Annotated in this window: 16 protein-coding genes; 9 read left to right on the forward strand and 7 right to left on the reverse strand. The window is 73.9% G+C overall.

Annotated features, from left to right (window positions below):
* Positions 1 to 429: 429 nt before the first annotated feature.
* The 4 genes from MKK60_RS14285 to MKK60_RS14300 all read left to right on the forward strand — a co-directional run bounded on the left by MKK60_RS14285 (position 430) and on the right by MKK60_RS14300 (position 4,574).
* Positions 430 to 1,404: an ABC transporter permease gene (locus MKK60_RS14285; protein WP_243986692.1), complete on the forward strand. Its 975-nt coding sequence runs from the start codon at positions 430 to 432 to the stop codon at positions 1,402 to 1,404.
* Positions 1,405 to 1,490: 86 nt separating this feature from the next.
* Entirely contained in the window at positions 1,491 to 2,339 is an 849-nt protein-coding gene (locus MKK60_RS14290; RefSeq protein ID WP_147860288.1) for an ABC transporter permease, read from the forward strand.
* A gap of 238 nt (positions 2,340 to 2,577) precedes the next feature.
* A complete protein-coding gene (locus tag MKK60_RS14295) occupies positions 2,578 to 3,558 on the forward strand; it encodes an ABC transporter ATP-binding protein (RefSeq protein WP_243986693.1) in 981 nt (326 codons plus the stop codon).
* On the forward strand, positions 3,555 to 4,574 hold the full coding sequence (locus MKK60_RS14300; protein WP_243986694.1) for an ABC transporter ATP-binding protein: 1,020 nt from the start codon (positions 3,555 to 3,557) through the stop codon (positions 4,572 to 4,574). Before MKK60_RS14295 ends, MKK60_RS14300 begins: the two co-directional genes overlap by 4 nt.
* 558 nt (positions 4,575 to 5,132) lie before the next feature.
* Here the strand turns inward: MKK60_RS14300 and MKK60_RS14305 are convergent.
* Complete coding sequence (locus MKK60_RS14305; RefSeq protein WP_243986695.1) at positions 5,133 to 5,828, reverse strand: TetR/AcrR family transcriptional regulator; 696 nt, start codon at positions 5,826 to 5,828, stop codon at positions 5,133 to 5,135.
* Between the two features lie 266 nt (positions 5,829 to 6,094).
* Positions 6,095 to 7,684 (reverse strand): glucan biosynthesis protein, encoded by a 1,590-nt coding sequence (locus tag MKK60_RS14310; protein ID WP_147863031.1) that lies wholly within the window; start codon positions 7,682 to 7,684, stop codon positions 6,095 to 6,097.
* 238 nt (positions 7,685 to 7,922) lie between these two features.
* Here MKK60_RS14310 and mdoH point away from each other — a divergent pair, with 238 nt between their 5' ends.
* Positions 7,923 to 9,884 carry a glucans biosynthesis glucosyltransferase MdoH gene (gene mdoH / locus MKK60_RS14315; protein ID WP_409567399.1) on the forward strand — a complete coding sequence of 654 codons (1,962 nt, stop codon included), beginning with the start codon at positions 7,923 to 7,925 and terminating at the stop codon, positions 9,882 to 9,884.
* A 36-nt stretch (positions 9,885 to 9,920) separates the two neighbouring features.
* On the opposite strand, the gene MKK60_RS14320 is transcribed toward mdoH, so the two are convergent.
* On the reverse strand, positions 9,921 to 10,421 hold the full coding sequence (locus MKK60_RS14320; protein WP_243986697.1) for a hypothetical protein: 501 nt from the start codon (positions 10,419 to 10,421) through the stop codon (positions 9,921 to 9,923).
* Positions 10,422 to 10,562: 141 nt separating this feature from the next.
* Here MKK60_RS14320 and MKK60_RS14325 point away from each other — a divergent pair, with 141 nt between their 5' ends.
* Positions 10,563 to 10,790 carry a hypothetical protein gene (locus MKK60_RS14325; RefSeq protein WP_147729635.1) on the forward strand — a complete coding sequence of 76 codons (228 nt, stop codon included), beginning with the start codon at positions 10,563 to 10,565 and terminating at the stop codon, positions 10,788 to 10,790.
* Positions 10,791 to 10,957: 167 nt separating this feature from the next.
* Here MKK60_RS14325 and MKK60_RS14330 read toward each other — a convergent pair whose 3' ends face one another.
* The 3 genes from MKK60_RS14330 to zwf form a co-directional block, all read right to left on the reverse strand.
* Positions 10,958 to 11,380 (reverse strand): hypothetical protein, encoded by a 423-nt coding sequence (locus tag MKK60_RS14330; RefSeq protein ID WP_243986698.1) that lies wholly within the window; start codon positions 11,378 to 11,380, stop codon positions 10,958 to 10,960.
* 453 nt (positions 11,381 to 11,833) lie between these two features.
* Positions 11,834 to 12,190 (reverse strand): hypothetical protein, encoded by a 357-nt coding sequence (locus tag MKK60_RS14335; RefSeq protein ID WP_243986699.1) that lies wholly within the window; start codon positions 12,188 to 12,190, stop codon positions 11,834 to 11,836.
* Positions 12,187 to 13,659 carry a glucose-6-phosphate dehydrogenase gene (gene zwf, locus MKK60_RS14340; protein ID WP_147844613.1) on the reverse strand — a complete coding sequence of 491 codons (1,473 nt, stop codon included), beginning with the start codon at positions 13,657 to 13,659 and terminating at the stop codon, positions 12,187 to 12,189. Before zwf ends, MKK60_RS14335 begins: the two co-directional genes overlap by 4 nt.
* 308 nt (positions 13,660 to 13,967) lie before the next feature.
* Between zwf and MKK60_RS14345 the strand changes: the two genes are divergently transcribed.
* Complete coding sequence (locus tag MKK60_RS14345) at positions 13,968 to 14,252, forward strand: hypothetical protein (RefSeq protein WP_147860344.1); 285 nt, start codon at positions 13,968 to 13,970, stop codon at positions 14,250 to 14,252.
* Between the two features lie 102 nt (positions 14,253 to 14,354).
* A complete protein-coding gene (locus tag MKK60_RS14350; RefSeq protein ID WP_243947886.1) occupies positions 14,355 to 14,762 on the forward strand; it encodes a hypothetical protein in 408 nt (135 codons plus the stop codon).
* Between the two features lie 39 nt (positions 14,763 to 14,801).
* Here MKK60_RS14350 and MKK60_RS14355 read toward each other — a convergent pair whose 3' ends face one another.
* Complete coding sequence (locus MKK60_RS14355; RefSeq protein ID WP_243986700.1) at positions 14,802 to 15,263, reverse strand: Lrp/AsnC ligand binding domain-containing protein; 462 nt, start codon at positions 15,261 to 15,263, stop codon at positions 14,802 to 14,804.
* Between the two features lie 133 nt (positions 15,264 to 15,396).
* Here MKK60_RS14355 and putA point away from each other — a divergent pair, with 133 nt between their 5' ends.
* Complete coding sequence (gene putA, locus MKK60_RS14360; RefSeq protein ID WP_243986702.1) at positions 15,397 to 19,146, forward strand: trifunctional transcriptional regulator/proline dehydrogenase/L-glutamate gamma-semialdehyde dehydrogenase; 3,750 nt, start codon at positions 15,397 to 15,399, stop codon at positions 19,144 to 19,146.
* The last annotated feature ends 213 nt before the right edge of the window (positions 19,147 to 19,359 follow it).

Below are 19,359 nucleotides of genomic sequence, written 5' to 3' on the forward strand. Positions count from 1 at the left end.
TGAGGGATCGGGATTTCCGGGCGCCGGGCATCCCCTCTCCCCGCACGCGGGGAGAGGGCCGCGACGACCGCGTCGTAGGCGCGGCGAGGCGGCAGCCGAACGTGAGGGGGCTTCCACGGCGGATCGTCGTCCGTTCGCGTCCCCTCACCATCGCTCCCGCTTCTCCTTCGCTTCCCGGCTGCCCGACAGCGTGCAGGCGGGCCTCCCCCCTCCCCGCACGGGGGGAGAGGGCCGCGACGACCGCGGCGGCGGCGCGGCGAGGCGGCAGCCGACGGTGAGGGGGCTTCGACGGCGGAGCCTCGTCCGTTCGCGTCCCCTCACCATCGCTCCGGCTTCTCCTGCGCTTCCCGGCTGCACGACGGGGTGCAGCCGGGCCTCTCCCCGCGTGCGGGGAGAGGGGACCCGCGCCCCGTTCGGCGGCGTACCTGCATGCTGACCTCCCTGATCCAGCGCTTCGGCCAGGCGCTCGTCACCGTCGCGGCGATGGCGACGCTGGTGTTCGTCGGCGTCTACGCCATCGCCGATCCGATCGACATGCTGGCCGCGCCCGACGCGACGCCGGACGAGCGCGCCGCCATCAGTGCCCGGCTCGGGCTCGACCGGTCGCTGCCGGTGCAGTTCGGCACCTTCGCCTGGCGCGCGCTGCACGGGGATCTCGGGCGCTCGTTCGTCTACAACGAGCCCGCCCTGTCGGTGATCCTGCAGCGCCTGCCGGCGACGCTGGAGCTGGCGCTCACCGCCCTGGTGCTCGCGGTCGCGGTCGGCCTGCCGCTCGGGCTCTGGGCCGGCCTCAAGCCGAGCTCGGGCACCGGCCGGACGATCATGACCGGCTCGATCCTGGCGTTCTCGCTGCCGAACTTCTGGCAGGGCCTGATGCTGGTGCTGGTCTTCGCCGTGACGCTCGGCTGGTTTCCGGCCGGCGGCCGCGGGGAGACCGTCAACGTGCTCGGCATCGAGACCGGGCTCCTGACGCTCGACGGCCTGCGCCACCTCGTGCTGCCGGCGGTGAACCTGGCGCTGTTCAAGCTCGCGGTGGTGATCCGGTTGGCGCGCGCCGGCACCCGCGAGGCGATGCTGCAGGACTACGTGCGCTTCGCCCGCGCTAAGGGGCTGTCGCCGGCCCGCATCGTCGGCGTGCACGTCCTGAAGAACATCCTGCTTCCGGTGATCACCGTGATCGGCCTCGAGCTCGGCTCGATGATCGCCTTCGCCGTCGTCACCGAGACGGTATTCGCCTGGCCCGGCATCGGCAAGCTCCTGATCGACTCGATCAACCGGCTCGATCGCCCGGTCATCGTCGCCTACCTGATGCTGACCGTGTGCCTGTTCGTGGTCATCAACCTGATCGTCGACCTGATCTACGCCGCCCTCGACCCGCGGGTCCGCCTGTCGGAGGCCGCGTGAGCACGGGCGAGACGCTCCCCGCGGCCGGCGGGCCGCCCGCCGCGCGGCCGGTCGCCGCCGCGGCCGAGCCGGTCTGGCGGGCGCACGTGCGCGCGTTCCTCCGCAGCCCCGGCGCGGCGCTCGGCTTGGCGGCCCTGGTGCTGACGGTCCTCGCCGCCTGCCTCGCCCCCTGGATCGCGCCGCAGGACCCCTACGACCTCGCCAACCTCGACGTGATGGACGGCACCCTGCCCCCCGGCAGCCGCAGCGTCTCCGGGATGCTGTACGCGCTCGGCACCGACGCGCAGGGGCGCGACATGCTCTCGGCCATCCTCTACGGCCTGCGCGTCTCCCTCGTCGTCAGCCTCTCGGCGACCCTGGTCGCGGCGACGCTCGGCTCCACGATCGGCGTGCTCGCGGCCAACGCCGGCGGCCGGGTCGATGCCGTGCTGATGCGGCTCGCCGACCTGCAGCTCTCGTTCCCGGCGATCCTGATCGCGCTGGTGCTGCTCGCCGCCTTCGGCCGCGGCGTGGACAAGGTGGTGATCGCCCTGATCGCCGTGCAATGGGCCTACTACGCCCGCGCCATCCGGGCGACCGCCCTGGTCGAGCGCCGGCGCGAGTACATGGAGGCCGCCCGCGCGCTCGCGCTGCCGCGCCGCAGCCTGATCTTTCGCCACCTGCTGCCGAACTGCTCGGCCCCGGTGATCGTGGTGGCGACGATGCAGGTGGCGCACGCCATCGCGCTCGAGGCGACCTTGTCCTTCCTCGGCGTCGGCGTGCCGGTGACCGAGCCCTCCCTCGGGCTGCTGATCAAGAACGGCTACGACTACCTGCTCTCGGGCAAGTACTGGATCTCGACCTTCCCCGGCCTGGCGCTGGTGGCGGTCATCGTCGCGATCAACCTCGTCGGCGACCGGCTGCGCGACGTGCTGAACCCGAGGTTTTCGGATTGATACCCTCCGGGACCGGCCGAAGAATTCTGTCCGTGCACATCCCTTCCGGCCCCGGCGGGCGATCGCGGTCACATGTTTCGCCACGCATTCCCGAGGTGGCGCGGGTTCCCTCTTCCGTTCGGGAGAGGGGGCCGCGTGGTGCTTCGCGCAATCCGTCCGTCTGCCGACGCGCGGGCATGCGCGCCTCCGCGAGCCCGCAGAGGGGGGAGGCAAGCGGCGTCGGGCAGGGGAACGCGCCATGACCGCCCCCGTCCTTGCCCTCGAAGACCTCAGCGTGAGCTTCAAGGCCGGCGGGCGCGAGCACGTCGCCGTCGACCGGGTGAGCCTCACCGTGGGCCGCGGCGAGGTGCTGGGGCTCGTCGGCGAATCCGGCTCGGGCAAGTCGGTGACCGGGCTCGCGCTGATGGGGCTGATCGAGGCGCCCGGCCGGGTCTCGGGCGGCCGGATCCTGCTCGAGGGCCGCGACATCGCCGGTCTGCCGGAGGCCGAGCTCCGGCCGCTGCGCGGCAGGCGGATGGCGATGATCTTCCAGGACCCGATGACCACCCTGAACCCGGTGCTGCGGGTCGAGACCCAGGTGGTCGAGGCGATCCGCGCGCACGAGCGCGTCGGGGCGGCGGCCGCCCGGGCGCGGGCGCGCGAGGCCCTGGTCAAGGTCGGGATCCCGGCACCCGACGCGCGCCTGCGCGCCTATCCGCACCAGCTCTCGGGCGGGATGCGCCAGCGCATCGCCATCGCCATCGCGCTGCTGCACGCGCCGGCCCTGCTCATCGCCGACGAGCCGACGACGGCCCTCGACGTGACGATCCAGGCGCAGATCCTGGCCGAGGCGCAGGGTCTCTGCGCCGAGATGGGCACCGCCCTGATCTGGATCACCCACGACCTCGCGGTGGTGGCCGGGCTCAGCGACAGGCTCTGCGTGATGTATGCCGGCCGCATCGTCGAGGCCGGGCCGGTGGCCGACGTCATCGAGGCGCCGCTGCACCCTTACAGCGCCGGGCTGATCGCCTCCGCCCCGAGCCGCAACGCCCGCGGCGTGCCGCTGGCGCAGATCCCCGGCATGGCGCCCGCGCTGACGGACCGCCCGCCGGGCTGCGCCTTCGCCCCGCGCTGCGCCTGCGCCACGCCGGACTGCGCCGCGCCGCCGCCGACCGCGCGCGCCGAGCCGTCGCGGTTCGCCCTCTGCCGCCATCCCCTCCAGCCGGCGCGTTTCACGTGAAACCTTTGGTCAGCCTCGAGGGCGTCTCGAAGCGGTTCGGGTCGAGCCCGTCGCTGGCCGCCCGGCTCGCCGGGTTGCTGGGCGAGCGCCGGCCGCCGAGCGCGGTGCAGGCCGTGACCGAGGTCGACCTCGCGATCGGGGCCGGCGAGGTGGTCGGGCTCGTCGGCGAATCCGGCTGCGGGAAATCCACCCTGGCCCGGCTCGCGGCCGGCCTCCACGCCCCGAGCCGGGGCCGGGTGCTGCGGGACGGGCGCGACCTTGCCGGGTCGAGCGCCGCGGAACGCCGCGCGGCCGCGCTGTCCGTCCAGATGATCTTCCAGGACGCCACCGCGTCCCTCAACCCGCGCCTGCGGGTGCTCGACATCGTCGGCGAGGCCCCCGTCGCCCACGGCCTCGTCGCGGCCCGCGACAAGCGCGCCTACGTGGCCGACCAGCTCGCCCGGGTCAGCCTCGGGGCCGACGCGATGGCGCGCTACCCGCACCAGTTCTCCGGCGGCCAGCGCGCCCGCATCGGCATCGCGCGGGCCCTGGCGGTGAAGCCGCGGATGCTGGTCTGCGACGAGTCGGTGGCGGCGCTCGACGTCTCGATCCAGGCGCAGGTGCTGAACCTGTTCATGGAGCTGCGCCGCGACCTCGGCCTGACCTACCTGTTCGTCAGCCACGACCTCGGGGTGATCGCCCACGTCGCCTCGCGCGTGGCGGTGATGTATCTCGGCCGCCTCGTCGAGGTGGCGCCGGCCGAGACCCTGTTCTGTGCCCCCGCCCACCCCTACACGATCAGCCTGCTCGCCCAGACGCCGAAGCTGGTGCCGGGCAAGCGCCGGTTCCAGGCGCTCCCCGGGGAGCCGCCGTCCCCGCTCGCGCCCCCGCCCGGCTGCCCGTTCCACCCGCGCTGCCCGGCCGCGATCGCCGTCTGCCGCACCGAGCTTCCGCTGCGCCGCTCGGTGGGGCCGGAGCATGAGCTGGCGTGCCACCGGGACCGCGGCGAGCTCGGGGCGGGCGACCGCACGGCGTGAGATGGCGGCGGATGGCCTTCATGACGATGGCCTGCATCCGGCCCATGCCGCGCCTGCGGACGGCCGTCGATGTCCCCCGAGAGCGGTCGTCCATCGGCCGCCCGGCACCTTCGCCTCGGGGCCGCGTCCACACCCCGGCCACGAGGTTCGGACCCTGCGGTTCTGTTGTGCCGGTTTCGGGGAAACCCGTACAACGCATGCCGGCCGATGAGAGCGCGACCCAGTCACGTGCAAATCGCCTTCGCCGATCTGATCGCGAAGGCATTCGATGCGGAGTTCGACGCCGCGTATCCCGGAGAATGGACGCTTCGCGAAGCGCGCGCGCCGTGACCGGGCGGCGTTCCGGTAGGGACGATGCGATCGCGCCGCTTCGCCAGCGTGGTCGGGTTCACGGATCCCCGCTTCTGCCGGAGGCGGCGCGGGTCCCCTCTCCCGTCCGGGGGAGGGACAGGGTGAGGGGGGCGACCTCGCCGGAAACACCTGTCCCCTCACCCCAACCCTCTCCCGAACGGGAGAGGGGGCCGAGTCGGCGATGCGAACGATCCGTTCGAACCTGTGTCAGCCCGGCTCCGCCGACCCGCGCATCGCTGCCGCGTCCGCGTGGATCGCCCGGAACAGCGTCGGCGCGCCGCGCATGAACACCAGCACGTCGTCGGCGAGGATCGGGCCGACGTCGTCGGGGGTCGGCAGGTTGTACACGTACTTGCGCACCGCGATGTAGAACACCTTGCCGTGCAGCGCCCAGACCGCCTCGATCTCGCGCTCCTGGAACGGCAGCACCTCGGGCGGCGCGAGGCCGAATTCGACCCGCAACTCGGCGCAGACGGGCAGGATCAGCGCCTCGCGCAGGATGGCGAGGTAGCGCGGGGTGATGTCGACCGAGCGCAGGCCGGCGAACACGAAGATCCGCACCCATTCGTAGTCGAAGATCCGGGCGGCGTATTCCTGGTAGAACCGCACCAGCCGCGCCTCCAGCGGATGGCTGCGGTCCCGCACCATCGGGCCCCAATCCGGGTTCCAGCGCGCGACGAAGACCCGGTCGTAGACCCGCTCAATCAGCGCCTCCTTGGTGGGGAAGTAGCGGAAGATCGCCGAGTGGGTGATGCCCATCCGCGCGGCCAGCTCGCGGGTCTGGCCGCCGAAGCCCTGCTCGGCGAAGAAGCGGGTCGCCGCCTCGACGATCTGCCGCTCGCGCTCCGCACCCGGCAGGTGGCGGCGGCGGCGCGGCGGCCCTTCGAAATCGTCCCCGTCCACGCTGGCTCCGCCCTTCCTCCCCCGCGTCGGTCCCCATCCGCCGAACGTTGTCGCGACGAGACGTCAAGGTTTGACGGGTCGGCGCGCCGAGGGCAACCTGGGGTGAACACCGATGCCGAGGCGCGGGCGGCCGCGCCTCCCCCCGGCCCCGCACGGATCCGGGGCCTGCCCGCGCTCCGGGCGCGCCCGCCGAGGTCGGGAAGGGCCGCCTCCGGAGGGGCGAGGGCGAAGGGAGGCCATTCCGGGGTTCGCCCGCCCGCGCGCGCCTACGCCGCCGCGTCCCAGGTCTCGCTGATGCGGCGCCCGGCCCGGGTGAGGTGGGCGCGCAGCACCACGTCGCCCGGGGGCATCGCGGCGGGGGGGCGCCACTCGACGTAGATGCGCCAGCCCCCGGTCTGCGGCACCGGCGCGGCGACGGGATCGTGCATCGTGCCGGCGCTGGCCGAGACGATCGCGGCGACGCCCGCCCCCTCGGCGTCGAGGGCGCCCTGCGGCAGGTCCGGCCCCGCGAAGTCGATGCAGTACAGCCGCCGGCCGGGGATCGGCGGGTCGACCGGGCGCAGGCGGTCGGGCGAGCCGATGCGGGTCGAGATCACGCGGGCGAGGGTGCCGGGCAGCGCCGGCACCGGCTCGGCTCCCACCGTGGTGAGCCCGTAGGCGAGCGCGATCGGGTGGCCGGGGCGGACGGGCGCGTCCGGCACGAAGGCCGCCACGATGTTGTCCATGTACTCCTCGACCGAGGGGATCTCGAACAGCTGCACCTGGCCGGCCGCGAACGCGTCGCCGGCCCGCGGCGAGGCGCCGGCCGCGACCATCTCGGGCTTCGTCGCGGGGGCGGCGGGCTCGACCCACAGGCCGGGCCGGGCCTCCTGCCGCGCCTCGACGTCGAGGTAGGCGGCAAAGGTCCGCTCGCGCTGCATCAGCCCGAAGCCGGAGAGCGGCGCCGCGCGGAAGGCGGAGATCTGCGGGCTCGGGCGGCCGTTGACCAGCGGGCGCCACAGCCGGTCGGCGCCGGAGCGCACCACCAGCCCGTCGGAATCGTGCACCTGCGGCCGGAAGTCGTCGAAGGGCCTGGCGCCGCGCGCGCCCGGCCCGTTCTGGCCGTGCAGGAACATGCTGGTGAGCGGGGCCAGCCCGAGCTGGGGAATGTCCTTCCGCGGGTGGAGCGCGGCGGTGACCTGGATGTGCGCCGGGTCGCCCGGCGCGATCTCGAAGCGGTAGGCGCCGGACAGGCTCGGGCTGTCGAGGAGCGAGAGCACGGTGATCGTCTTCGCATCGTCCTCCGGCTCGCAGATCCAGTGGGCGGTGAAGTCGGGAAACTCCTCGCCCGCGGCCGAGCCGGTGCCGATCGCCGCGCCGCGCGCCGAGAGCCCGTATTCCTGGCCCTCGCCGCGCAGGCGGAAGTACGACGCGCCGAGGAACACCAGGAACTCCTCCTGGAAGCCGCGCGGGCGGCCGGGCGGGGTCTCGGTGGCGGCGAAGTGCAGTCGGAAGCCGGCAAAGCCGAGCGTCGTCGGGAAGCTCTGGCCGTCGAGCGCCCGGCCCAGCTCGAACAGGCCGGGCTCGTAGGCGACGGCCTGGGCCGGCCCGGCCTTCGGCTGCAGGTACAGCGCGCAGCGCTTGCGCTGCAGGAAGCCGCGGTGGAACAGCTGCGCGCTGAAGTGCCGCCCGAGGCGCAGGGCCGCCGCCGGGCGGAAGACGATGGCGCGGTACTGGTCGTAGGTCAGCCCGGCGAGGGCGCCCGGCAGGTCCTCGGGCGGCGCGACGTAGGGCGCGCCGGCCAGCCGCTCGGCCATCGCGGACACCGTGGCGAAGGTGGTCGGCCCGTCCGTCACCGCTTGCCGCTCCTGCGCCATCGTTCGGGCCTCATTCAGATCGATGACGCTAGGAACGACGCTGCCGACCATCGCGGTCAGGGCCGTGCGGAGAACGCGGCGGCGGGAGGGGGACAAGCTGGCGGCCGATCGCGGGGAGGCCTCGGGGCTTCCTCGCGCCGGCAGGCCCGGCCCCGGCCCGTCGCCCCGGCCCTCGCCGGCGCCGCGCTGCGGCCCCGCCTCCGGCGGGTGGTCCTCACCTTCGAGTTCGATGCGCTCCATGCCCGCCACGCGCCCCATTCCGTCCACGAAAGTGCCGGCCTCCCACGCCGACGGGCGCCCTGTCGAGAGGTGCGCGGCCGAAACCTGGCAGCGCGCCGGGCGCATCGGCTCGCTGCGCGGGCGGCGGCTGGCGCTCGCGGTGCCGTCGCTCGCCACCGGCGCGGCGATCGCGTGGCTGGCGGCCGTCGCCTACCCGGCCCCGGCCGACCCGACCGGCGCCTGGCTCGCCCGCACCGTGCTGGTCCTGTTCGCGGTGGTGATGACCTGGCAGTCGTTCGTGGCGTGGCAGTACCTCTACGGCCTGATCGCCGCCGGCCTCGGCGCGCGGGCGAAATCCGCCCTGGAGCGCCGCTCGGAGACGGTGCCGGCGCAGGCGTCGGGCCTGTCGCGCACGGCGGCCGTGGTGGCGATCCACGCCGAGGACCCGGTGGCGGTGTTCGCGGCGCTGCGGGTGATGGCGCGCTCGCTCGCCCGCGACGCCGCGCGGGACGGTGCCCGCGACGAGTCCCCCGGCGGCGACATCGACCTCTTCGTCCTCTCCGACACCCGCGACGGCGCGATCGCGGCGGTGGAGGAGCACGAGTTCGCCCGGATCCAGGCCTGGCGCGAGACCGCCGGCCCCGGCATCCCGCGGATCCGCTATCGCCGCCGCACCGAGAACATCGGGCGCAAGGCCGGCAACATCGCCGAGTTCACCAGGACCTACGGCGACCAGTACGACTTCATGATCGTGCTCGACGCCGACAGCCTGATGACCGGCGCCACGATGCGCCGCCTCGCCCGGCTGATGGAGGAGAGCCCGGCGACCGGCCTGATCCAGACCGTGTCCTACGCCGCCGGCCGCGACACGCTGTTCGCCCGCATCCAGCAATTCGCGGTGCGGCTCTACGCGCCGCTGGCCCTGCGCTGCCTCGAGACCTGGCAGGGGCCGGACGGGAGCTACTGGGGCCACAACGCGATCCTGCGGGTCGCGGCGTTCGCCGACCACGCCCAGCTGCCGGTGCTGCCGGGCAGGGCGCCCCTGGGCGGCGAGATCCTGTGCCACGACATCGTCGAGGGCGGGATGCTGGCCCGCGCCGGCTGGGAGGTCCGCCTGCTGCCGGAGATGGACGGCACCTGGGAGGAGATGCCGACGAACCTCGTCGACCTCCTCGGGCGCGAGCGCCGCTGGTGCCAGGGCAACATGCAGCACCTGCGCGTCCTGCCCTGGCCGGGCCTGCGCGCGGCGAGCCGCTGGCACCTCGCCGTCGGCATCGTCTCCTACGGGGTGCTGCCCCTGTGGATCGCCTACCTCGTCGCGGGGGCGTGGCTGGCCGCGCGCACCGGCGAGCTCGGCCTGCTCGGCTACGGGCTGACCGGCACCGGCGCCGCCGCGCACGGGCTCGCCGCGCTCACCCTCGCGGTGCTGGCCCTGCCGAAGCTCCTGAGCCTCGGCCACGTGCTCGCCTCCAAGGCGCGGCGCGACGCCTTCGGCGGCACCCGCTCGCTGCTGGCGAGCGCGGCGCTCGAGCAGGGCATCTGGGTGCTGCTCTGGCCGGTGATGACGCTGTTCACCGCCGGCGCGGTGATCTCGACCTTCTTCGGCCGGGTCGTGCGCTGGGACGCCCAGGCCCGCGACGACCGCAAGGTGAGCTGGGCGGAAGCCTGCCGCCTGCAGGCCGACGCCCTCGTGGTCGGCGCGCTCGCCGGCCTCGCGCTGGCGCTGGTCGGCGACCCGTGGCTCGCCCTGTGGCTGTCGCCGGTGGTGATCGCGCTGCTGACGAGCCCGGCCCAGAGCGTGCTGACCAGCCGGGCCGATCTCGGCCGGGCGGCCCGCGCCCGCGGCCTGTTCCTCACCGTCGACGACACCGCCCAGGCGCCCGAACTCGCCGACCTCGCCGGCAGCCGCGCCCTGCCGCCGCCCAAGCGCGCCCCCGTGCTGCGCGGGCCGCTCTGGGTCCCGGCCGCCGACGAGGCGTGACGCCGGACGGGGGCCGGGGCGGGCGTGCTGCCGACCCTATCCGCGCGCCGCCGTCTGCCCGACGGGCGCCCGCCGCATCAGCCGCGGGCGCCAGACGCCGAGCACCACGTTGGCGGTGGCGACGACCAGCAGCAGCCACAGGGTGTTGCGCTCCGGCCCGAGCGACTGGGCCAGCGTCGCCGGGTCGAGGCGGCCGGCCAAGGCCTCGGCGCTCAAGTCAGCCTCTTGCCGCATCGGCCCCTGGACGTAGACGAGGCCGCCCTCGAACATCAGCACGCCGGTGGCGAGCTTCGCCCAGGCCCAGGCCGCCCGGTGGAAGGCGCGCTGCGCCAGGGCGAGGAGGCCGGCCAGCAGCGTCAGCGCCAGCGCGGGCAGGAAGATCCAGGTGGCGACCGCGCCCATCGCGCCGCGCATCAGCGCGTATCCGGCCCGGTCGGCCGGCGGCGGCACGAACGCGAACAGCACGAGCAGGCAGGCCAACGCCCCCATCAGCCCGACCGCGCCCATCGTGTGCAGGAACTTCAGGAGGCGTCGCACGGCGTTCCATCCTCCCTCGGGGCCGAGGCTCATGAGCCGCGGCGGCGACAGGGTAGACCGGGAATCGGGATCGCGCACGCGACACGCCGTCCCGGCCCCCGGCGGCAGGCAACGGACGGCCCGCTCACGGGTTGGCCCGGCATGACGAGCATCGCCATCATGATCGGAACGCCGACGGGCTCGAAGCTCCTGGCCGCGGCGAGCGAGCGGCAGGCCGCCCTGTCGGCCGAGCGGATCATCCTGCGCTGCCCGCGCGCCGCCCTGCCGGTGCCGCTCTGGGTCCAGTGCGCCGACCCGGCAATCTCGGCCCGGCTCACCACCTATCTCGGCGGCCTCCAGGCCGAGCTGATCGGCGTCCCGGCGGCCTGACGCCGGGCGGCGGGGCGGATCGAGATCCGGTTCGCGCACGCGACGGTGCCGCGAACCGGTGCGGCGATCTCCGCCAGGCTCTTGCGTTTCCCGATTCGCTCGGGCCGGTGGCCATGACGGGTTCGGTGGCGAGCCTTGCGGCATGCAAGCCTTGCCGGTTGCGCGGCCTAGGCCCGAAGACCTATCCGGAACGGGCCATGGCCTATTTCGACCACGTGATCGATGGCGTGAGGCTCGACCTTGCCCATCTGGAGCCGCGCCGTCTGACGTTCTTCGTCGACAAGATCGGCCGTGCGCTGTCGATCGAGGTACGCTTCTCGAATCACTGCTTCACCGTCGGTTTCGCCGACGAACGTCACGACCGCCAGCACCTGATCTGGGACCATCAGAGCCGTCGCGCATACGATCCCGCGCGGCACGAACTCTCCCGCCGATTGCCGGCCATCGTCGACGCTTTGCCGGGTGCCTCGGTCTACATGACGCCAACGGATCGGAACTACGTCTATCTCGCCAACGTCGTGCTGGCCGATGGCGCGTGCTATCCGATGTACTTCAGCCTCCGCCGGGCGGCGCCCGGGCATCGGCAGCAACTGCTCATCGTCGTCGAGAGCGCGTACCCGGTGCAGGACCGGTGCAGGATCGGCGGCGGGTGCTGGCCGGCACGACCAAGATCAGCTTCGCGGTCCTGTGCGCGAAGGTGTACCAGGGTGATCGGGTGCGGCCCCGGGCGCGGCGCTGAGGCATTCTCAAGCGCGGTGGAGCCCGGCTCGCGTGAGGAAGATGCGATCTCACGACAGGACCGCGCCCTTTCCGGCGGGCCGGCATCCACGGTTCGGGACGGCTCCGGACGTGAAAGGCCCCTCGCTCACGGGGAGGAGGGGCCATCACTCGCCGGGACACTTGGCTATCTCGCGTTGCGCGTGGACCGACTGCGGTTGCCCGTCGTCGGCGGCCTGGGGCTATCGTGGCAAGCCGCTCAGGCGATCCGTCCCCAGGCACGGAATAAGGCACGCGCAGGCCGGAATTTCAAGGTTTCCTCCCCCTCAAGGTCCCTCGCGGCCCTCCTGCAGCCGCTCGACGCAACGGTAGCCGACGAAGCATTGCCGCTCGTCGCGGGTGGCCTCGTAATCGGGCCGCGTCGTCTCCTCGATGGTGCAGAAGCCGCCGTCGCGCACGATCCGCAGGTAGGTGAGCGGGCCGGTGCTCATCACCACGGCGCCTGCGCGGGCGACGAGGCCCGCGGCGGCGGCGCAGGTGAGCACGCGGGTGTCGGGCCGTCCCCCGCCCCCGCTCGGCGCATCATCCTGCCCCGTCGCCGGCCCCTGCGCCCGGGCCGGGTGGGCGAGGCAGGCGAGCGTCAGGGCGAGGGCGAGCCGGCGCCGGGCGGCGGGTGCGGTCACCGCAGCTCCTCGTGCCAGGTCCGCCCGTCGCGCTCGATCAGGGCGATGGCGGCGGTGGGGCCCCAGCTGCCGGCCGGGTAGGCGCGCGGCGGCTCGCGGCGGTCGGCCCAGGCCTTGAGCAGGCTGTCGGCCCAGGCCCAGGCGACCTCGACCTCGTCGCGGCGCATGAACAGGGTGGCGTTGCCGCGCACCACGTCCATCAGCAGGCGCTCGTAGGCGTCGGGATAGCGCTGCTTGAAGGTCTCCTCGAACGAGATGTCGAGGTTGGTCGGCCGCAGGCGCATGCCGCCGGGGCCGGGATCCTTGGTCATCACCTCGAGCTTCATGCCCTCCTGCGGCTGCAGGCGGATGACGAGGCGGTTGGGCTCGCGCCCGAACGATTCCTCCGGGAAGATCGAGAACGGCGCGGCGCGGAACTGCACCACGATCTCGGACAGCTTCTGCGGCAGCCGCTTGCCGGTGCGCAGGTAGAACGGCACGCCGGCCCAGCGCCAGGACTGGACCTCGACCTTGCAGGCGACGAAGGTCTCGGTGCGGCTGTCGTGCCCGAGCTCGTTGAGGTAGCCCTCCACCGGCTTGCCGTCGACGGCGCCCTGGACGTACTGGCCGCGCACCGTCACGTGCTGCACGTCGCCCGCGGTGATCGGCTTGAGGGCGCGCAGCACCTTCAGCTTCTCGTCGCGCACCGAGTTGGCGTCGAGGTTGAGCGGGCTCTCCATCGCGGTGAGGCAGAGCAGCTGCAGGATGTGGTTCTGCAGCATGTCGCGCAGGGCGCCGGACGTGTCGTAGTAGCCGGCCCGGCCCTCGACCCCGACGGTCTCGGCCACCGTGATCTGGACGTGGTCGATCACGTCGGCCGTCCAGAGCCGGTCGAAGATCGTGTTGGCGAAGCGCAGCGCCAGCAGGTTCTGCACCGTCTCCTTGCCGAGGTAGTGGTCGATCCGGAAGATCTGCTCCTCGGGAAACACCTCGCCGACCGCGTCGTTGATCGCGCGGGCCGAGGTCAGGTCCTTGCCGATCGGCTTCTCGAGCACGACGCGGGATTTCGGGCCGACGAGGCCGAACTTGGCGAGGTTCCGGCAGATCGAGCCGTAGAGGTCGGGCGAGGTGGCGAGGTAGAACGGGCGCACCTGGTCCGGCCGCTCGTCGAGCTTGGCCACGAGCTCGGTCCAGCCGTCGTCGCCGGCGCCGTCGACCGCGACGTAGTCGAGATGGTCGAGGAAGGCGGCGAGCGTCTCCGGGTCGAGGTCGTCGGGGGCCACGAAGCGCTTCAGCGCGTCCTGCGTGCGGGCGCGGAACGCCTCGACCGCGAGCTCGGAGCGCGAGGCGCCGATGATCCGGGAGGTGGCCGGGATCTGGCCGTCCTTGTAGCGGTGGTACAGGGCCGGCAGCAGCTTGCGGGTGGTGAGGTCGCCGGTCGCGCCGAACACGACGTAGTCGAAGGAGGCGACGGGAATGATGGTGGCCAAGGGCTGCTCCCGGTTCGATGCGGCGGCGTGGCGGTCCGCCGGCGGGCGGCTCGCGCCGCCGGCCCGATCACACCCCGCGGCTTAGGCCTTTGCAATTGCTTCGCCAAGGTTCGCGACGGCTTCGCCGAGGAGCGGCCGAGAGGGGCGGCCGAGAAGGGCGGCGAAGCGGCGGGCGGGGACGGATGCGGCGGGTCCGGTGCCGTTAAGCACGTCGCTTAGCGAGATCTTCAAATGGGACCATCATCCTCACGGTGTCGCCGCCGGTCTTCGCGCGGTCGCACGCGGGTCTCCGGGAGGTCGGTCCGGCCATGCAGCAGGGTTACGAGCGGTTCGATCGCGACGCGGACTGGGAGGACGCGCGGCCCCGCCGCCGGAGCGCGATCGGGCGGGTGTTCGGGCTGCTCAAGCTCGTGCTGTTCCTCGCCCCGATCGCGCTGTTCGCGGCGAGCTACCTCGTGACCGATTGCGGGTCGCGCTCGGGCGGCGGCCTCGGCCAGCTGCTCAAGGCCGGCGCCTGCGCCCGCAACGAGATGCTGAACCGCGCCCTGTCCCTGCCGGACGACCTCGGCACCCTGCGCCGCGCGATGAACTGACCGCGCGCCGCGCACGGGACGGCCTCGGACGAGGCGACGCCCCCCGAGACACCCGCCCCGACGACGCGACCCGCGCCGCCCGCCCTTTCGAACGAGCCGATCATGCACGCCCCGCCCCCCGGAACCGACGCGCAGCCCACCCTCACCGAGGCGGAGGCGGCCCGCGCCCGCCTCGACCGGATTGCCCGCACCGCGCAGGAGCCGGTGCGCCCGACGCCCGAGGGGGCCCGCGCCGCGGACGCCCTGCGCCGGCGCCGGCACGGCGCGGGCCGGCGCGAGGGCTTCCGCCTCGGCTGGGGCGGCTGGCTCGTGGTCGAGCTCGTGGTCATCGCCGCCATCGCCGGCATCTACCTGGCCTGGCCGCCGACCGCCGCCTGCCGCGAGCAGGAGGCGACGTTGGGCTTCTTCGCCGGCGACACCCTCGGCAAATGCATCCGCCGCGGCGTCGCCGCCCGCATCGACGACGTCGACCAGCGCCTCAAGATGGCGGTGCGCCATTCGGGGCATTGACGCGCCCGAGGCTCCGCCTTCGCGGCACCCGGTCGCGGCTCACACGGGCAGCGGGCTGTCCGTTTTGACCTCCTCCATCACCGCGTAGGTGCGCGTCTCCTTCACGCCGGGCAGGTCGACCATGACCTGCCCGAGGAAGCGGCGGTAGGCGGCCATGTCCTTCACCCGGGCCTTGAGCAGGTAGTCGAAGCCGCCGGCCACCATGTGGCATTCCAGGATCTCCGGCACGCGGCGGACCTCCTGCGAGAAGTGGTCGAACACCGCGCCGGTGGTCTTGTCGAGCAGCACCTCGATGAACACCAGCAATCCCAGATCGAGCATCGCCGGATCGAGGCGGGCACCGTAGCCGGTGATGTAGCCCGCGCGGGTCAGCCGCTTCAGGCGCTCGGCCGTGGCGGTGGGCGAGAGCCTGAGCCGCTCGGCGAGGTCGACGGTGGCGATGCGCCCGTCCTGCTGCAGGATGCGCAGGATGGCGGCATCGGTCGAATCGGTGGTCTTCACGCGCAGAACGCCATTCCGATGGGGAATCCGCCGGTCTTCGACGCGACCCACGGATTTTAGCACCGCGCCGCCGCGGCTACAAAATGGTCCGTGCCCGGCCGGCGGCCGGCGGCGGAGGGAGGCGGGGTCTGCCATGTCGATCGTGTCGTCGTCGATCGTGTCTTCCCCTCGGCCCGTCGTGCCCGCCCGCCCGTCCTTCACGGATCTCGCCGACGACCTGCCCGCGTCGTCGCCGCTGCGCGCGGCGATCGTCGCGGCGCACCGGCGCCCGGAGGCGGCGTGCCTGGCGCCGCTCCTCGACCGCGCGCAGCTTCCGCCCGAGGCGGCGTCGCGCGTCGCGGCGACGGCGCGCAGCCTGGTCGCGGGCCTGCGGCGGACGGCGAAGCGGGGCGGCGTCGAGGGCCTGATCCACGAATACGACCTGTCGAACCAGGAGGGCGTCGCCCTGATGTGCCTCGCCGAGGCCCTGCTGCGCATCCCGGACGCGGCGACCCGCGACGCGCTGATCCGCGACAAGATCGCCCCCGGCGACTGGCGGGCCCATCTCGGCCACAGCCCCTCGCCGTTCGTCAACGCGGCGACCTGGGGCCTGCTGGTGACCGGCAAGCTCACCGCGACGACGCGCGAGCGCGGCCTGTCCGCGGCCCTGACGCGCCTGATCGGGCGGGGCGGGGAGCCGTTGATCCGCCGGGGCGTGGACCTCGCCATGCGGTTGATGGGCGAGCAGTTCGTGATGGGCGAGACCATCGCCGAGGCCCTGCGCCGGGCGCGCCCCAACGAGGCGAAGGGGTTCGCCTATTCCTACGACATGCTCGGGGAGGCCGCGGCCACGGAAGCGGATGCCGCCCGCTACCAGGCCGCCTACGCGGCGGCGATCCATGCCATCGGGCGGGAATCGGCCGGCCGGGGCGTCATCGGGGGGCCGGGCATCTCGATCAAGCTCTCGGCGCTGCACCCGCGCTACACGCGGACGAAGCGCGCCCGCGTGCTCGCGGAGCTGATCCCCCGGGCGAAGGCGCTGGCCGTGCTGGCCAGGGGGTACGGCATCGGCCTGAACATCGACGCCGAGGAGGCCGACCGGCTCGACCTCTCCCTCGACATCCTCGAGGCGTTGGCCACCGACCCGGACCTCGCGGCCTGGGACGGGCTCGGCTTCGTGATCCAGGCCTACGGCCGGCGCTGCCCCTTCGTCGTCGACTGGCTCGTCGACCTCGCCCGCCGGAGCGGCCGCCGCCCGATGGTCCGGCTGGTGAAGGGCGCCTACTGGGACGGCGAGATCAAGCGGGCGCAGGTCGAGGGGCTCTCCGACTTCCCGGTCTTCACCCGCAAGGCCCACACCGACGTGTCCTACCTCGCCTGCGCCCGGATGCTGCTGGCCGCGCCGGACGCGGTGTTCCCGCAATTCGCGACCCACAACGCGCAGACCGTGGCCAGCATCCTGGAGATGGCCGGCCCCGGCTTCCGGCCCGGCGACTACGAGTTCCAGTGCCTGCACGGGATGGGCGAGCCGCTCTACGCGGCGGTGGTCGGCCCGGGCGGGCTCGACCGGCCGTGCCGGATCTACGCCCCCGTCGGCACCCACGAGACCCTGCTCGCCTACCTCGTCCGGCGGCTCCTGGAGAACGGCGCGAACGCTTCCTTCGTCAACCGCATCGCCGACGCCTCCGTCTCGCTCGACGACCTCGTCGCCGATCCGGTCGCGACGGTGCGGGCGATGCGCCCGCCGGGGGCGCCGCACCCGCGGATCGCGGCCCCGCGCGACCTGTTCGGCGCCGGGCGGCCGAACGCGGCCGGGCTCGACCTGAACGACGAGGCCGTGCTCGCCCGGCTCGCCGCCGACCTGCCGGCGCGTGCCGCCGCGGATTGGGCCGCCGTCCCGTCCGGGCGCTCCGCCGCGGAGGCCCGCGACCCGGTCCTCAACCCTGCCGATCGCACAGACGTGGTGGGCCGCGTGCGCGCGGCGGAGCCCGCCGACATCGCCCGCGTCCTGGCGGCCGCAGCGGCGGCGGCCCCGGGCTGGGCGGCGATGGCGCCGGCCCTCCGCGCCGGCCTGCTCCGCGCCGCCGCGGACGCCTTCGAGGCGCGGATGCCGGTCCTGCTCGGCCTGATCGTGCGGGAGGCGGGCAAGTCCCTGGCGAACGCCGTCGCCGAGGTGCGGGAGGCGGTGGACTTCCTGCGCTACTATGCCGGCGAGGCCGAACGGGTCTGCGGCCCGGAGGCACGGCCCCTCGGCCCGGTCGCCTGCATCGCCCCCTGGAACTTCCCCCTCGCGATCTTCACCGGGCAGGTCGCGGCCGCCCTCGCGGCCGGCAACCCCGTGCTCGCCAAGCCGGCCGAGGAGACCCCGCTCGTCGCGGCCGAGGCGGTGCGGCTGCTGGGCGAGGCCGGGATCCCGGCGGGGGTGCTGCATCTCCTGCCCGGTGCGGGCGCGGTCGGCGCGGCGCTCGTCGGCGATGCCCGGGTCCAGGGCGTGATGTTCACCGGCTCGACCGCCGTCGCCCGCCTGATCCAGCGGACGCTGGCGGACCGCCTGACCGCGGACGGGCGGCCGGTGCCGCTCGTCGCCGAGACCGGGGGGCAGAACGCGATGATCGTGGATTCCTCCGCCCTGCCCGAGCAGGTGGTGGCGGACGTCCTCGCCTCCGCCTTCGATTCGGCCGGCCAGCGCTGCTCGGCCCTGCGCATCCTGTGCCTGCAGGAGGAGATCGCCGAGCGGACGCTCGCCATGCTGCACGGGGCCCTGCGCGAGCTCGCGGTGGGCGATCCCCGGCGCCTGTCCGTCGACGTCGGCCCGGTGATCACCGCCGAGGCGGCCGAAGGGATCTTCCGCCACATCGAGACGATGCGGAGCCGGGGCCACGCGATCGCGCAAGGGGGCGAGAACCCGCAAGGGCGGAAGGATCCGGCCCTGGACGCGGGCAGCTTCGTGCCCCCGACGGTGATCGCGATCGACCGGGTCTCGGACGTGGAGGCCGAGGTGTTCGGGCCGGTTCTCCACGTGCTTCGCTACCGGCGGGACGACCTCGATGCCCTCGTCGACGCCATCGACGCCACCGGCTACGGGCTGACCTTCGGCCTGCACACCCGCATCGAGGAGACGGTGACGCGCGTCCTCGACCGGATCGGGGCGGGCAACGTCTACGTCAACCGCAACACCATCGGCGCCGTCGTCGGCGTGCAGCCGTTCGGCGGCACGGGCCTGTCCGGCACGGGGCCGAAGGCCGGCGGGCCGCGCTACCTCCGCCGGCTGATGACGCGCCCGGCCCCGTCCTGGGCCGATGCCCCCGCCGACGCGGCCCGGTCCCCGGCCGAGGCGGTCGTCGATCCGGTCGCTCGGGCCTACATCGGCTGGCTCCGGCAGCGGGGCCACGCCGAGGTCGCGTCCCGGGTCGAGCGCGATCTCGCCCGGATGCCCGCGCTGACCGAATCGGTGCTGCCGGGCCCGGTCGGCGAGCGCAACAGCTACGGCCTCCGCCCGCGCGGCCCGATCGCGGCGCTCGCCTCGGACGAGGCGGGAACCCTGCGCCAGCTCGGCGCGATCCTGGCCACCGGCCAGCGCGCGGTGATCGCGGCGGAGCGGGCGTCGTCGGGCCTGCTCGACGGCCTGCCCGCGGCGGTCCTGCGGAGGATCGTCCCCGCCGAGGATCCCGCGCGCGCCCCCGGCCTCGGCGGGGTGCTGCACGCGGGCGGGCGGGCCGATCTCGCGGGGCTGGTCCGCCGGATCGCCGAGCGCGACGGGCCGATCCTCACGATCCTGTCGATCCCCACGGCCTCCGATCCGGAGGCGGGTTACGAGCTCTCGGACCTGTTCGCGGAACGCACGGTGTCGATCAACACGGCGGCGGCGGGCGGCAACGCCAGCCTGATGGCGCTCGACGCATGATCCCATGCGATCCGGCAGCGCCCGTGCCGGGATCGGCGCCGACGAAAAAGGCGCGCCTCTTGGCAGAGGTGCGCCCTGAGTTGGTTCCGGTCTCGTGAAGGAACCCGGGTGGGATACGGGGTCGGCGCGGCGCGGGCAAGGTCTGGTCGGCGATATGCCAGCAGTGTGGCCGTGTCATCGAAATGTAACTTGGGTTAAGCCGGAGCCGGAGCG

Origin of the sequence: Methylobacterium sp. J-092 (genome assembly GCF_022829325.1) — a bacterium.
Classification (GTDB): domain Bacteria; phylum Pseudomonadota; class Alphaproteobacteria; order Rhizobiales; family Beijerinckiaceae; genus Methylobacterium.

Bases quoted from the DNA above. Each gene is read 5' to 3' on its own strand.
- MKK60_RS14285 (WP_243986692.1), top strand. From the start codon at position 430: ATGCTGACCTCCCTGATCCAGCGCTTCGGCCAGGCGCTCGTCACCGTC.
- MKK60_RS14295 (WP_243986693.1), top strand. From the start codon at position 2,578: ATGACCGCCCCCGTCCTTGCCCTCGAAGACCTCAGCGTGAGCTTCAAG.
- MKK60_RS14310 (WP_147863031.1), bottom strand. From the start codon at position 7,684: ATGGCGCAGGAGCGGCAAGCGGTGACGGACGGGCCGACCACCTTCGCC.
- mdoH (WP_409567399.1), top strand. From the start codon at position 7,923: ATGCCCGCCACGCGCCCCATTCCGTCCACGAAAGTGCCGGCCTCCCAC.
- MKK60_RS14325 (WP_147729635.1), top strand. From the start codon at position 10,563: ATGACGAGCATCGCCATCATGATCGGAACGCCGACGGGCTCGAAGCTC.
- MKK60_RS14345 (WP_147860344.1), top strand. From the start codon at position 13,968: ATGCAGCAGGGTTACGAGCGGTTCGATCGCGACGCGGACTGGGAGGAC.
- MKK60_RS14350 (WP_243947886.1), top strand. From the start codon at position 14,355: ATGCACGCCCCGCCCCCCGGAACCGACGCGCAGCCCACCCTCACCGAG.
- putA (WP_243986702.1), top strand. From the start codon at position 15,397: ATGTCGATCGTGTCGTCGTCGATCGTGTCTTCCCCTCGGCCCGTCGTG.